14 protein-coding genes are annotated in these 13,442 nt (G+C 42.1%); 13 read left to right on the top strand and 1 reads right to left on the bottom strand.

Translation table 11 applies throughout. The features are described 5' to 3' along the window. Positions 1-8: 8 nt before the first annotated feature. From A8805_RS08690 to A8805_RS22955, 7 genes are all read left to right on the top strand, one after another. Positions 9-404 (top strand): DUF1048 domain-containing protein, encoded by a 396-nt coding sequence (locus A8805_RS08690; protein ID WP_109710121.1) that lies wholly within the window; start codon positions 9-11, stop codon positions 402-404. Next, positions 388-1,146 carry an ABC transporter ATP-binding protein gene (locus A8805_RS08685; RefSeq protein WP_109710118.1) on the top strand — a complete coding sequence of 253 codons (759 nt, stop codon included), beginning with the start codon at positions 388-390 and terminating at the stop codon, positions 1,144-1,146. The genes A8805_RS08690 and A8805_RS08685 overlap by 17 nt, the downstream gene beginning before the upstream one ends. Next, complete coding sequence (locus tag A8805_RS08680; protein ID WP_109710115.1) at positions 1,147-1,917, top strand: ABC transporter permease; 771 nt, start codon at positions 1,147-1,149, stop codon at positions 1,915-1,917. 62 nt (positions 1,918-1,979) lie between these two features. Then, the gene (locus A8805_RS08675) at positions 1,980-2,168 is read left to right on the top strand and encodes a cysteine-rich KTR domain-containing protein (protein ID WP_109710112.1); all 189 of its coding nucleotides are present in this window, start codon (positions 1,980-1,982) and stop codon (positions 2,166-2,168) included. 478 nt (positions 2,169-2,646) lie between these two features. After that, positions 2,647-3,075 (top strand): NUDIX hydrolase, encoded by a 429-nt coding sequence (locus A8805_RS08670; RefSeq protein ID WP_109710110.1) that lies wholly within the window; start codon positions 2,647-2,649, stop codon positions 3,073-3,075. A gap of 25 nt (positions 3,076-3,100) precedes the next feature. Next, positions 3,101-3,511: an ester cyclase gene (locus tag A8805_RS08665; protein ID WP_109710108.1), complete on the top strand. Its 411-nt coding sequence runs from the start codon at positions 3,101-3,103 to the stop codon at positions 3,509-3,511. A 223-nt stretch (positions 3,512-3,734) separates the two neighbouring features. Next, a complete protein-coding gene (locus tag A8805_RS22955) occupies positions 3,735-3,944 on the top strand; it encodes a GNAT family N-acetyltransferase (protein WP_334294048.1) in 210 nt (69 codons plus the stop codon). 122 nt (positions 3,945-4,066) lie between these two features. Here A8805_RS22955 and A8805_RS08655 read toward each other — a convergent pair whose 3' ends face one another. Beyond that, positions 4,067-5,095: a PocR ligand-binding domain-containing protein gene (locus A8805_RS08655; RefSeq protein WP_109710106.1), complete on the bottom strand. Its 1,029-nt coding sequence runs from the start codon at positions 5,093-5,095 to the stop codon at positions 4,067-4,069. Between the two features lie 312 nt (positions 5,096-5,407). Between A8805_RS08655 and A8805_RS08650 the strand changes: the two genes are divergently transcribed. From A8805_RS08650 to dhaK, 6 genes are all read left to right on the top strand, one after another. Beyond that, positions 5,408-6,310 carry a choline kinase family protein gene (locus tag A8805_RS08650; protein ID WP_109710103.1) on the top strand — a complete coding sequence of 301 codons (903 nt, stop codon included), beginning with the start codon at positions 5,408-5,410 and terminating at the stop codon, positions 6,308-6,310. 21 nt (positions 6,311-6,331) lie between these two features. Continuing rightward, positions 6,332-7,834, top strand: coding sequence for a BCCT family transporter (locus A8805_RS08645; RefSeq protein ID WP_109710101.1), 1,503 nt, complete (start codon positions 6,332-6,334; stop codon positions 7,832-7,834). Between the two features lie 148 nt (positions 7,835-7,982). Further along, the gene (locus A8805_RS08640; protein WP_109710099.1) at positions 7,983-9,275 is read left to right on the top strand and encodes an MFS transporter; all 1,293 of its coding nucleotides are present in this window, start codon (positions 7,983-7,985) and stop codon (positions 9,273-9,275) included. A gap of 29 nt (positions 9,276-9,304) precedes the next feature. Next, positions 9,305-10,327 (top strand): sugar phosphate isomerase/epimerase family protein, encoded by a 1,023-nt coding sequence (locus A8805_RS08635; protein ID WP_109710097.1) that lies wholly within the window; start codon positions 9,305-9,307, stop codon positions 10,325-10,327. A gap of 14 nt (positions 10,328-10,341) precedes the next feature. Further along, a complete protein-coding gene (locus A8805_RS08630; RefSeq protein ID WP_109710094.1) occupies positions 10,342-11,469 on the top strand; it encodes a glycerol dehydrogenase in 1,128 nt (375 codons plus the stop codon). Between the two features lie 21 nt (positions 11,470-11,490). After that, positions 11,491-13,254, top strand: coding sequence for a dihydroxyacetone kinase subunit DhaK (gene dhaK / locus A8805_RS08625; protein WP_109710092.1), 1,764 nt, complete (start codon positions 11,491-11,493; stop codon positions 13,252-13,254). Positions 13,255-13,442: the final 188 nt, after the last annotated feature.

Raw genomic sequence — 13,442 nt, 5'->3', positions numbered from 1 at the left:
AGGATAGCATGAGTATACAGGATATCATCGAAGGCAAAAAAAAGTGGCGGGCACACATGGCGCGCGTCAAAGCACTCCCACAAGATTACCAGATTGTTTATAAAGAGATTCAAAAATATCTCTTTCGGGTCTGCCCTGTTGAGATGACCGATGGGCTAACCGACGGGACGGATTTGTTCCCGGGGATTGTCGGCCTTTTTGAGGAGGGCGCGGCCTTAGGGAAAGGCGTGCTTGAAGTGACGGGCCGCGACGTGGCGGCTTTCTGCGACGATCTAATCAAAGATTCCAAAACAAACGCCGACATCTTGCAGGAATCTGTGAACCAGGAAGTTTATAAGGCCATAAAAAAAGATCTGAATCAAGCAAAGGGAAAGGAGTATGACCGGGATGGAAAAAGCAATTGAAGCGAAAGGGCTGCAAAAGTCCTTCAAGAAACTTCATGTCCTGAAGGGCGTGGATTTTGAGGTGGAAAAAGGCAGTATTTTTGCCTTGCTCGGTTCCAACGGCGCGGGCAAGACGACGATTGTAAGAATACTCGCCACGCTGCTGAAACAGGATGGCGGAACCGCCGCCGTAAACGGCTTCGACGTTGTGACAAAGCACGACTATGTACGGCAGTCAATCAGTCTGACCGGGCAATTCGCCGCCGTGGACGAGATATTGACCGGGCGGGAAAATCTTATCATGATCGCCAAGCTTCGGTACCTTGCCAATCCACGTCAAGTGGCTGATGATCTGCTGAAACGCTTTGGCCTGATCAACGCTGCCGACCGAAAGGCTTCCACCTATTCGGGCGGTATGCGCCGCAGGCTCGACATCGCCATGAGCCTTGTGGGAACACCCTCCGTCATATTCCTCGACGAGCCGACGACCGGGCTTGACCCGGAAGGACGGCTTGAAGTTTGGAAAACTATCAAGGAGCTTGCTGGGGGCGGTACAACAATTTTGCTAACGACACAGTATTTGGAAGAAGCGGAACAGCTTGCAGACCGAATTGCCATTCTGCATGAGGGCCGGATTATCGCCAACGGCACGCTCGCGGAGTTAAAGAAACTGTTCCCGCCCGCCAAGGTGGAGTATGTGGAAAAACAGTCGACTTTGGAGGAAATATTCCTTGCAATCACCGGCAAGAAGGAGGAAAAGTAAATGGAAACCATAAAGAAACACTTTTTCAGCGATATGGGCGTTATGCTTGGGCGTTCCATGCGCCATATTTTCCGCAGCATGGATACCATTATCACGGTCTGCATTACTCCGATTGCGATGATGCTGCTGTTTGTATATGTGTTAGGTGGTGCGATTCAAACCGGCACGGGCAATTATGTGAATTACCTGTTACCCGGCATCCTGCTGATTGCGATTGCAAGCGGTATATCTTATACGGCTTACCGCCTGTTTATGGATATGAAAAGCGGCATATTCGAGCGGTTCCATTCCATGCCGATCGCGCGTTCAGCTGCGCTATGGGGGCATGTGCTGACTTCACTGGTATCAAATGCGATTTCGGTCATCGTAATTATTCTCGTGTCGCTCATTATGGGCTTCCGTTCATCGGCGGGAGTGTTGTCATGGCTTGCGGTAGCCGGTATACTCGCGCTATTTACGCTGGCTTTGACATGGATCGCGGCGATTGCCGGACTGTCCGCAAAATCGGTGGACGGCGCAGGTGCCTTTTCCTACCCGCTTATCTTCCTTCCATTTATTAGTTCGGCGTTTGTCCCTACTGAAACAATGCCCACCGTTGTCCGCGCTTTCGCGGAGAATCAGCCTGTGACCTCGATCGTAAACTCTATTCGGGCGTTACTGTCCAGTCAGCCAGTAGGCAATGATATTTGGATTGCGCTCGCATGGTGTGTTGGTATCACGGTTGTAGCGTACTTCTTCGCCATGAGGGTCTATAAACGGAAAGCAGCTTAGTTTGCAGGGATTAGATTGATATGTGTATCAAAAGCGAGAACATTAAGTAAGGGGGTGGTACGGTGTGTAAATACGAGTGGATATTATGTCCGGTCTGTGGCAACAAAACCCGGGTCAAGATACATGATGATACGGTACTTGAAAACTTCCCGCTATTTTGTCCCAAGTGTAAACAGGAAACGATAATCAATGTAAAACAACTGAATATGTCAGTTATCAAAGAGCCAGACGCTAAGACGCAGAGCCGATAACCGTGAGTGAAATCACAGTTGCCGGCTCTTTCTTTATGATAACTCCCCAAGCTACATGATTGCTGACATTCTTAACAACAAATTCAAAACTATGTATGAAAACGGCAATATCAGTGTTAGTTTAAAATATGCCAATGAGTATCTCCGGTTGGGCCTATTATGACAACCTTGTTGTGATATATTTTTATTATGTTTTATTCTTATGACTCCTTCCAGTAAAACTAACCTTGTTCTAATATAGTATATACAACGCATATACTATTGGTTATTTTTAAGCCTTTGTTCTAAGTTTCAAAAGGAAAGGTTCCGAAAAAACAAGTGCAAACTACACTTATTTTTAAATTTAAATTATTGAGTTATAAAGATACAAATTATGATTTAGTCGATTTATTGTACATTGAAAATTTAATATTGATAGTTAGGAGAAATTCCTGTATCCTTAGTACATAAAATCAGAATTTTCAAAGGAGATACTGATATGGTCAAGGTCAATTTTTATGATAATGTAGAAGATGATTTGCTGAAATTTGCGGTTATTATTTCAAGAACAAATGGGCATTGGGTATTCTGTAAACATAGAGAACGAAATACTTACGAAGTTCCAGGCGGACATCGTGAAGAAGGTGAGAATATATTAGTTACCGCTAAGAGGGAGTTATATGAAGAGACAGGTGCATTGCAATTCAATATAAAACCAGTGTGTGTCTATTCTGTAATTGCAGAAGATGATTCCGACGGGAAAGAGACATTTGGAATGCTATTTTTTGCAGAAATAAAAACTTTCGAAGAGGAATTACATAATGAGATAGAAAAAATATTAATAACAAGTAAGATGGTTAATGATTGGACTTATCCAGAGATTCAGCCTAAGTTATTTGAAGAAGCAGAAAAAAGAAATTTTTTCTAAATCCCAATTTAGAGGAGGAAATCGAATGAGTAATAAAGAAATAATAAAATATTTTTATGAGAAGGTAGTTTCGCAGAATCTAATTGACGAAGTTATTAAATTTGTATCCAGTGATTGCGAAGTTCGAGCGGGGGAACAAAGCATTCACATAGGGGTAGATGGTATGAAAAAGCACCTGATTGAAGTTAAAAAAACATACCCTGATTATACTATGAAAATTACCCGTCAATACTGTGATGGAGATTATGTTATTTCAGAGTTTGTTATGGAAGGTACTCATGAGGGCGAGTGGTTGGGAATGAAGCCTACTAATAAAAAATTGATCTTTACCGGCGTTGACATAGATAAAATTGTAGATGGAAAAATCGTCGAACATGGGGGCGCAGTAAACACATTTGATACACTGTTTCAAGAAAAAATTATAAAGCCATCATAAAACATTTTTTAAGTAAATTATTAAAAATACAGGGCACACTCTGTAATAGTAAATAAAGCGATATGTTATTTTTCTTCAGAACGATATATGAAGCAATAGCGGAGAAAATATTGAGTGATGAAAACCATCATATTGTCGTTGCAGTTGAAGGAGAAAAAATCGTTTCATCTTGTGTCATTCTCATTGTCCCTAACCTCACACATGCTCAACGTCCGTACGCTTAATTGAAAACGTTATAACTGATATTTCTTATCGAAAAAAAGGAATTGCAACAGCCTGCTTAAATTATGCGAAAGAGATCGCGCTTAAAGAAAACTGTTATAAAATTATGCTTCTAACTGGCTCGAAGGAGAACAGTACACTGAATTTCTATGAAAAAGCGGGATTCAATTGCCATGATAAAACCGCATTTATTCAATGGATTAATCCTTGAACTATAAAACAGGACACCAGATATCATAAATTATCTGGTGTCCTGTATTTTTATATAATCAGAAAACTGGCTGTTAAATTGAATGCACTCCGGCGCATGAGTCTGGCAGGCCGGACTATTTGTTATACAGGTCCGGTTGTGCTCTGGGAAGGAACATATTTCCGGTATAAAGCTGGTGTTAAATACTCCTGTTTTTTAAATACCTTTGTAAAATAGCCAGGATCACTGAACCCAAGCTGTTCACTAATCTGTGTGACAGGCAGATCTGTTTTTATCAGTAAATCCTTTGCCCATTCAATTTTTAGTTTCGTGGTATATGAGGTATAGCTTGTGTTAAATTCCCTGGAAAAAGACCTGCTGAAGTAGCCTGGGCTAAAATGACAGAGCTGTGCGGCTTTTTCCAGAGAAACCATTAGATGAGGATTGTTAAAGATATATTCCAGGGCTGGTAATAGCTTTACGTTTTTAAGACTGGTAAATGGTGCATTTGAGGTGTGTACAGGTGTAAGAGTATTGGATGGTGCAGACTTCAGCAAAGACATATTATTTGAACCGAGGGTATTTGGCGGAGCAGCCTGGGGTATGGAAACCAGGGAGTTGTATGTATTTACAATTAGATTCTTGGCAGTTGCCTCATCTATAATGTAATTGCACAGTTTAAAAAGCATGTCTGAAGCTCTTAAGATAACGTCATAATCCAGCGCCGGGATTTCCACATACAGGCGCTTCAGCTCCTGAGATTCCTGAAGAGCCTTAAGACTGGTGGAGGAATAGAATATCTGCTCTAAATCTGGAACCGTTCCGGAAAATGATGGCCTTACCTGCCCTGCCATAATAGCGCCGATATATTTGTCGTCGTTTGTTATGGGAATTGCAATATCAATAATATTATAATGACACAGGTAAACATATGGCCTGCCATATCTTACTGCTTCTAAGCCCGCTCTGGAATCACACTTCTGGCACATTTTAGATAAATCTGTATTCCCCCTGATTTTCTGGCAAAAAGGTGTACATTTACTGTGTGCAGAAATAGGCCTTCCTTTATAATCAATCGTAATAATTGCGAGCTGAGTTACATCTGCAAGAGAGTCCTGCAGCTCCTGCCATTTTTTCAAATCAAGAATTTTATCTAAGTTAAAATCTGTCATAGAACATCCTCTCTTAAATAATCAAAGCCATCTGATGTCATTATATTACTAAAGCAAATCATAAAAATCAATCTTAATTACGCAAAATTATAATAAAAATGGATAAAAAGCCTCAGCTATATTGTTATAAATATAACAATATAGCTAAAAAACAGGGGATACGAGAATAAAAGGTCATATTATTACCATTATTTAAGGATATATCATGAAAGTACCATTGTAATTTGTGAAAATTAAACAACTAATACCATTGTAATAAAAAATCGACTGTGTATAATTGATGTCATAGTGAGAAAATAAAGTGTCAGTTTTATGGAGAAGTCAGACGTGGGAGAAAATAAACCGTTACATAATAAGGAAACAGCCATTGTAAAGCAGGCATTAGAAATTGCCGGGATGCTGGAGGGCGCATACGGTATTCGGAAGATCGATGCAGGGATGACGAATCATTTGTATTTCTTCATGCGCAATGAAAAGAAATATCTCATCCGCATACCGGGAGAAGGTACAGAGTATTTAGTGAACCGTCAGCAGGAAGTAGAAGTCTATAAGATGCTGGAAGGCAGGGGAATCACAGAAAAGATTTTGTACATTAACGCAGAAAATGGGGTTAAGATTACAGAATTTCTAGAGGATGCACATGTGTGCAATATAGAGGATTGGGACGAAGTAAGGTCATGTATGCAGCATCTCAGACAGTTTCATGAAATGAAGCTGCATGTGGGACATGAGTTTAACGTTTACCAGAAGATAGAGGAATATGAAAAGTGCTGCGGGGCGGAAATCAGAGGTCTGGACGATTACGAAAATACACGCAGAAGAATTATGGATCTGCAGAGGATAACCGGCAGGAAAACACAGGAATATTGCCTGTGCCATATTGACCCGATAACGGATAATTTTATGGTAGAGGGAAACCGTATTTATCTGATTGACTGGGAATATGCGGCAATGTGTGATCCTCATATTGATATTGCCATGTTCTGCATTTATTCGGAGCTTAATAAAGAGAAGACAGACCGGGTCATTGAGGTGTATTTTGATAACCGCTGTACAGAACCAGAGAGAAAGAAAATTTATGCTTATATGTCAGCCAGTGCATTTCTCTGGGTACTGTGGGCGGAAATTAAAAACTCTTCCGGAGAGAACTACCAGGATTATCAGAAAAGACAGTATGAGATTGCAAAGGAGTTTTGCGGGTATTCAGAAGGATAAGAGGAAATAGGGGAATGAGGTATGAAAAAAGAACTTGATATGGTTCTCATGATTGTTCCATTAATCATTGTGGCTGGTTTGTGTGTGTTATTCTTTCTGTATCCTGAACAGTCAATCCTGGCAACAGATTATATAAGGAATATGCTGGGGGAGAATTTGGGGTGGTTCTATATGCTCCTGGGGCTGGGTGTATTTCTGGCTACTATTATAATTGCATTTTCAAGGTATGGGAAAATCAGACTGGGCAATAGTGAGAAACCTCAGTATACAAACTTTCAATGGGGTGCCATGATATTTACATCTACTATGGCGGCAGATATTTTGTATTATTCCTGCAGCGAGTGGGCCTTGTATGCAGGCGAACAGCATTTGAATAGTGCAGGGCAGATGGAATTATGGAGTCCCACTTATTCTTTGTTTCACTGGGGACCAATTCCGTGGGGGTTTTACCTCATATTGGCAGTTGCATTCGGATTTATGATACATGTCCGGGGAAGGACAAAACAGAAGTTTTCAGAGAGTTTAAGGCCCTTGCTGGGAGATAAGGTGGATGGTGTTCTGGGGAGAGGGATAGATTTAATTGCAATATTTGCCCTTCTGGCAGGAACAGCTACCACATTTTCCATTGCAACACCGCTATTGTCAGAGGGAATCTGTGATGTATTTCATTTGGAACCCTCTGTAACAATTAATATTGGAATATTGGTTGTTATTGCTGTTATCTATACATGGGCTGTTCTGACCGGATTCAAAGGAATTTTGTTTGCTGCTAAAGTATGTATTTTTCTGTTTTTAGGTTTGGTTTTCTGGGTACTGTTTCTGTCCGGGGACACGGTATATATCATAGAGACAGGGATTACGGCAGCAGGGAATATGGTTCAGAACTTTTTCTCTCTGTCCACAAACCTGGACCCGTCAAGGACTACCGGATTTGTCCAAAACTGGACTATATTTTATTGGGCTTACTGGCTTGTATGGTGCATCGCGACTCCATTTTTTATCGGGGTGATAAGTAAAGGAAGAACTATAAAAAGTCTAATTCTGGGAGGGTATGCGGCGGGACTTGCGGGAACCTACACAAGCTTTATGGTATTTGGAGGTTTTGGCCTTGCAAAACAGACGAAAGGGACGATTGATGTTCTTGCCCAGCTTGCGGATGGGGTAACGGTTCCCAGAGCTATTTTGAATATGTTTCATACACTTCCTTTTTCCAAAGGTGCGATTTTATTACTGGTCATTACGATGGTCGCGTTTTATGCCACCACATTTGACACACTGACAATGGTTATTTCCATTTATTCCTATCGGAATTTAAAAGAAAATAAAGAGCCTGATAAAAAGATAAGGGCGTTTTGGGCTGTGTTATTTATCATACTGCCAATTGGACTTCTTAGTGCGAAAAGTTCTATGCACAGCCTTCAATCGGTAGCAATTATTGCAGCATTTCCTATTGGTGTGATTGTCATTCTGATTGTATTCAGTTTTTTAAAGGAGGCCTCAAACTATATAAAAAGAGAAGGCTGATACAAGAGGGTTGAGAATAAAGTTATTGAACGCGAGAGGTTCAATAAGCATGCCTTATAGCAGCGAAACGGCTGTAAGGTTATGAGGGAGCAGCAAAGCGGACCCTGGGGAGCCGCTTTGGAAAAGGTTAAAACAAGGAGGATTAAAAATGGAAACAAGCAAGCAGCAAAATGTAAGAAAGTGGATGACGGTTCTTATTGTAGCCATTGCCGGGGGATTGATTACAAAACTTCCATATTTGCGTGAAACGTATATGGAACCTCTGCAGCAGGCCACAGGTGCTACAAAAACCCAGTTAGGTCTGATTATGTCTGCCTATGGGATTGTGAATTTTATCTGTTATTTTCCGGGAGGAGTTTTAGCAGATAAATTCAGCTCTAAAAAATTGATTATTATCTCCTGTGTGGGAACAGCACTTGCCGGACTGTGGTACTGGACGATGCCTGGGTTTGTGTGGCTGGTTGTAATTCATGCTGTTTTTGCAATCACTACAGTGTTTACATTCTGGGCAGCCATGGTCAAATCAGTGAACCGTCTTGGAGGGCCGGAAGAACAGGGACGGTTATTCGGAACGCTGGAAGGCGGAAGAGGACTGATAGGAACTTTAGTAGCATTTGGTTCCGTTGCAGTATTTGGCATGGCAGTAGATGATATTGGCGGTATGAAAAATGCCATTTTATACTACAGTATTTTATTGATTATTGCAGGTATTCTGGCAGCAGTCTTTATGGAGAACGATGCACCTCAAAAATCCGCTGCAGTGCAAAAAAATCCTTTGAATATGAAGGACTTTATGGCAGTTGCGAAAATGCCGAGAGTATGGCTTTGCGGAGCATTGGGAATCTGCAATTATTCTGCTCTTATCTTTCATGGCTATGTAACCGCTTATTTATCAGAAGCCTTTGGTTTGAGCGCTACCGTAGTGGCAAACTTAAGTGTTGTCCGTACTTACTTTATGATGATGGTGGGGGCCTTCGTTGCCGGTTTGATTTCAGATAAAATTGGAAGCAGGATAAAATTTATACAATATGCATTTATTGGAATGGCGGTATTTGCTACAGCTTATGTTGCAATTCCGGCGGGTGCAGGAGCAGTTCCGATTATAGTAGCCAATTTCGTATGTTACGGCCTGTGTCTGTACAGTATCAAGGCATTATACTTTTCAACAATTGATGAAGTTCTTGTTCCAAAGAAACTTGCTGGTACAGCTTCAGGAATCATTTCTCTGGTTACTTATGCACCGGAAATTTTCTTGTACGTAGTATCTGGAAATATGGTTGACAGATATACAGGAACAGCGACACCCCTTCAGGGATACATTAACTGTTTCATAGCAATGGCAATTCTTTCAGCGGCAGGCTTCGTCTGCGGATTTGTTCTTCTCAGGTTAAATAAGAAGGCAATTGCAGAAGCACAGACGGCAGAAACAGCAGAAGCTTAAGCAGAGAGCATAAAATAAGGAGGTTAATTATGCCGGATTTAAAATTGTTAAGTTCGTGTGAAACAGATTACAGCAATGACCTGCATAACTGGATTGAAATTGAGCGGCAGATTAAAATGCTGGCTGAGGCTGGTTTTACACATACACAATGGATGCAGAATTGGGAAGGAGAATATTTATACAGCAAAAGCGAAATGTTCCAGGCAAGAGATGTGCTGCGGTATTATGATATTTGCGCTCACAGTATTCATGCATCAGAAGGCGGAAAAAGAACAATCTGGATAAATGGAAAAAAGGTATTCCGCAACCGTTACAGGCTGGAGGACATTCGAAAGGACTATACTTCTACAAATGAATATCTGAGACTGGCAGGTGTTGACCTGTTGAAGAACAGAATCGATTTGTGCACATACATAGGGGCTTCTGTGATGGTGCTTCATATGCAGCTTCCTTATATGCTTTTTGAAGAGAAACCGGAGGAAAAGACAGCATATTATAAACAGGTTATGAAGTCTTTTGATGAAGTGAAAGAATATGCGAAAGCTGCCGGGGTCAGAATCGCACTGGAGAACATGATTTGCACACCCCAGAAATATCAGGATGAACAATTTGATATGATGTTCGGGCGCTATGACAGTGATTTTCTGGGATTTGCTTATGATTCCGGACATGGGGCACTGATGTGCCGGGAAGATTATTATCATTTTCTTAAAAAATACAACGACAGGCTTTATGCAACCCACCTCCAGGATAATGCATCGATTTCCGACGAATTACTGTACCAGGAGGATGGAGAACAGGCGGACCTGGAAGTACTGCTTCATGATACCCATTGGATACCTAATGTGGATGGCACACTTGGTCAGGGGATTCTTGACTGGGATTTGATTGCAGAATATACAGCTAAGGCGCCTCTTGACCTGCCCGCCGACTTTGAAGTTTGTTTATATGGAAAAGACGGGAGCAGGGAGGATGAGCTGAACCAGCTTATTGTCTGCAGGAAACAGGCGGAGCTTTTTTATCAAAAAATGCTAGATTATAAGACCAAATAAGGAGGTAAAAGAAAGTGAGAAAAGCATTTATTTGCCCAACAAAATATGTACAGGGGGAAGACGAAATATTAAACCTGGGCTATTTCGTAAAAACCTTTGGAACGTCCGCGCTTCTAATTGCGCATCCAGATGATGTATCCAGGGTGAAGGAAAAATTAGATGCAACAGCCGGAAAATTCCAGATTACTTTTGTGGAAAGTGGATTTAGGGGTGAGTGTTCCCGCCAGGAGGTTGCAAGGTTACAAGAGGTTGCAAAAGAAAATGGATGCTCCTGCACCATCGGATTGGGAGGGGGAAAGGCAATTGATACAGCCAAATGCGTGGCCATGGGAGATGCCTTAATCATCTGTCCCACCATTGCGGCAACGGATGCCCCCACAAGCCACTCAGCAGTATTGTATACTCCTGAGGGTGCATTTGACGACTATGCATATTTCAAACAAAGCCCCAGCGTTGTTTTAATTGATACAACGGTGATTGCAAATGCACCTACACGTTTTTTGGTATCCGGTATGGGTGATGCCCTATCCACTTATTTTGAAGCAAGAGCTACATCTAATTCCTATTCTAATGTAAATGCAGGCTTACCCTGTGGTTTCCGCGAAGATTTGTGCGGGGAAGCAAAAGGAACAAATACAGCACTTGCATTAGCCACATTGTGCTATCAGACGCTGTTAAAGGATGGAAGGAAAGCAAGGGTTTCCTGTGACTGTAATCAGGTGACTCCCGCTTTGGAAAATATTATTGAAGCCAACATCCTTTTGTCTGGATTAGGATTTGAGAGCGGCGGACTTGCAGCAGCACATGCAATCCATGACGGACTGACAATCCTGGAAGATACACATAAATATTTCCATGGTGAAAAGGTTGCCTTTGGGACAATCGCGCAGCTTGTGCTGGAAAATGCACCAAAAGAAGAATTGCACGAAGTATTAGAGTTCTGTGTGGCAGTCGGACTGCCCGTGTGTCTGGCAGATATCGGAGTGGATTCCATTACTGAGGAAGAATTGATGCAGGTAGCTGAAAAAGCCTGTATCCCGGAAGAATCCATCCACTCCATGCCGTTTCCGGTTAATCCCAAGTCTGTAGCAGCTGCTATTATCATGGCTGATGCCGTAGGAAGAGCTTATAAGGCAGGATAGAAAAGGACAGAAGGAGGTATCATGAAGAAGATTATTAACAAACCAGAGACCATTGTAATGGAAATGTGTAATGGCATCGCAATGGCACATCCGAAACTTGAATTTATTCAAAAGTATAAGGTTATTAAGAAAAGAGAAATTAATAAAAATAAGGTCAGCTTAATCAGCGGGGGAGGCAGCGGACATGAACCTGCCCATGCAGGATTTATAGGAAAGGGAATGCTTGATGCGGCAGTTTGCGGAGATGTTTTCGCGTCTCCTTCCCAAATCCAGGTATACCAGGCAATTAAAGAAACTGCAAGCGACAGGGGGACCTTGCTTATCATCAAAAACTACAGCGGAGATATGATGAATTTTAAAAATGCGGCATATCTGGCAGAGGAAGATGGTATTCAGGTTGATTATGTCAAAGTAGAAGATGACATTGCAGTCCAGGACAGCTTGTACACGGTTGGACGCCGGGGTGTTGCAGGCACGGTGCTTGTTCATAAAATTGCCGGGGCAGCTGCGGAGCAGGGAAAAAGCTTGCAGGAGGTTAAGGAAGTGGCACAAAAAGCCGCTCAGAATGTACGAAGCATCGGATTTGCATTCAGTTCCTGCACAGTACCTGCAAAAGGCACGCCAACCTTTGAGATTGGCGAGGACGAGATGGAATATGGCGTCGGTATACACGGGGAACCTGGAAGAAAGAGAGAAAAAGCCATTACCGCAGATGCGCTGGCAGAGAGAATGGTAACCTCACTTCTGGAGGATTTAAAGCTGGATGAATCTCCAGAAGAAGAAATCGCATTGCTGGTGAATGGATTTGGCGGCACTCCGCTGCAGGAGTTATACCTTTTGAATAATGCGGTAACAAGAGAACTATCCCAGAAAGATATGAAAATAAACCGGACTTTTGTAGGAAATTATATGACCAGTATCGATATGCTGGGAGCATCGGTTTCTATTATGAAACTGGACGGTGAATTAAAAGAACTCCTTTCCTGCAAGAGTGATGCCCCTGCATTTAGGGTGGATGGACCGGTAGAAAAGGTGCAGTATGTGAACCTGCCGGCAATGAGTGAGGAACCGGAAGAGGTTTCTTTCAAAGTTGAGACAGAGGAATCTTATGCAGTAGTTCAAGACAGTAAGATAAGCCTTAACAATATGATTTATATTGTAGATAAAATGGGTGAATGCATTATTAAAAATGAAGTTCCGTTTTGCGAATTAGATTCTCATGCAGGGGATGGGGATTTTGGGATGAGCGTTGCGAAAGGGTTTAAGCAGTTAAAAAGAGAATGGAAAGAGATTATTGAAAGGAATACGCAATCCATAGGAAGCTTTTTGGATGCCTGCTCTTTGGTAATTATGCAATACTGCGGAGGAGCCTCAGGTCCGATTTGGGGTTCTGCCTTCCGGGCAGCAGCAAAATCCGCGGGGGATAAAAAAGAACTCTCTATAAAAGAGTTTACCGAAATGCTGCAGGGGGCAGTGGCGGGTATTCAAAGTACCGGGGAGCGTTCTTTCGGAAGAGGTGCTGTGGCAGGGGATAAGACCTTAATTGATGCCTTAGTTCCCTGTGCTGATTCCTGGGCTGAAAGTGCCGGCAGAGGTGATGATGTAAAGACAGCATTTACAAAGGCTGCTAAAGCCGCAGTGGACGGAGCAAAAGCAACCGAAGATATTCTGGCAAGAATGGGCCGGGCTGGTACTGTCGGGGAAAGAAGCCTGGGATATCCTGATGCAGGAGCATTCGCATTGGGTGTAATTTTTACAGAAATTTCTGAAAGCATAAGGATATAAATGGGTAGTTTACAATGATAAAGCTATAGCACTTTCATATGTAACCATCATAAGAGATATAGTAGAGGGGCCTGGGCAGCAGGCCTCTCTAAATTAAAAGGTATCAAATTGGAATCGAACAAAACCGCTAAGTATATTTTTAAAATTCAGATAATACATTTACAACAAGAGAGTGAATGAAAGGCATC

It is taken from the genome of Faecalicatena contorta (genome assembly GCF_003149105.1).
In the GTDB taxonomy this organism is placed as follows: domain Bacteria; phylum Bacillota; class Clostridia; order Lachnospirales; family Lachnospiraceae; genus Muricomes; species Muricomes contortus_C.
This window is presented reverse-complemented; position numbering and strand designations above follow the sequence as displayed.

Excerpts from the sequence above, each read along its gene's own strand:
- A8805_RS08670 (WP_109710110.1), top strand. The coding sequence starts at position 2,647 with ATGGTCAAGGTCAATTTTTATGATAATGTAGAAGATGATTTGCTGAAA.
- A8805_RS08680 (WP_109710115.1), top strand. The coding sequence starts at position 1,147 with ATGGAAACCATAAAGAAACACTTTTTCAGCGATATGGGCGTTATGCTT.
- A8805_RS08690 (WP_109710121.1), top strand. The coding sequence starts at position 9 with ATGAGTATACAGGATATCATCGAAGGCAAAAAAAAGTGGCGGGCACAC.
- A8805_RS08650 (WP_109710103.1), top strand. The coding sequence starts at position 5,408 with ATGGAGAAGTCAGACGTGGGAGAAAATAAACCGTTACATAATAAGGAA.
- A8805_RS08655 (WP_109710106.1), bottom strand. The coding sequence starts at position 5,095 with ATGACAGATTTTAACTTAGATAAAATTCTTGATTTGAAAAAATGGCAG.
- dhaK (WP_109710092.1), top strand. The coding sequence starts at position 11,491 with ATGAAGAAGATTATTAACAAACCAGAGACCATTGTAATGGAAATGTGT.
- A8805_RS08665 (WP_109710108.1), top strand. The coding sequence starts at position 3,101 with ATGAGTAATAAAGAAATAATAAAATATTTTTATGAGAAGGTAGTTTCG.
- A8805_RS08645 (WP_109710101.1), top strand. The coding sequence starts at position 6,332 with ATGAAAAAAGAACTTGATATGGTTCTCATGATTGTTCCATTAATCATT.
- A8805_RS08635 (WP_109710097.1), top strand. The coding sequence starts at position 9,305 with ATGCCGGATTTAAAATTGTTAAGTTCGTGTGAAACAGATTACAGCAAT.
- A8805_RS08640 (WP_109710099.1), top strand. The coding sequence starts at position 7,983 with ATGGAAACAAGCAAGCAGCAAAATGTAAGAAAGTGGATGACGGTTCTT.
- A8805_RS08685 (WP_109710118.1), top strand. The coding sequence starts at position 388 with ATGGAAAAAGCAATTGAAGCGAAAGGGCTGCAAAAGTCCTTCAAGAAA.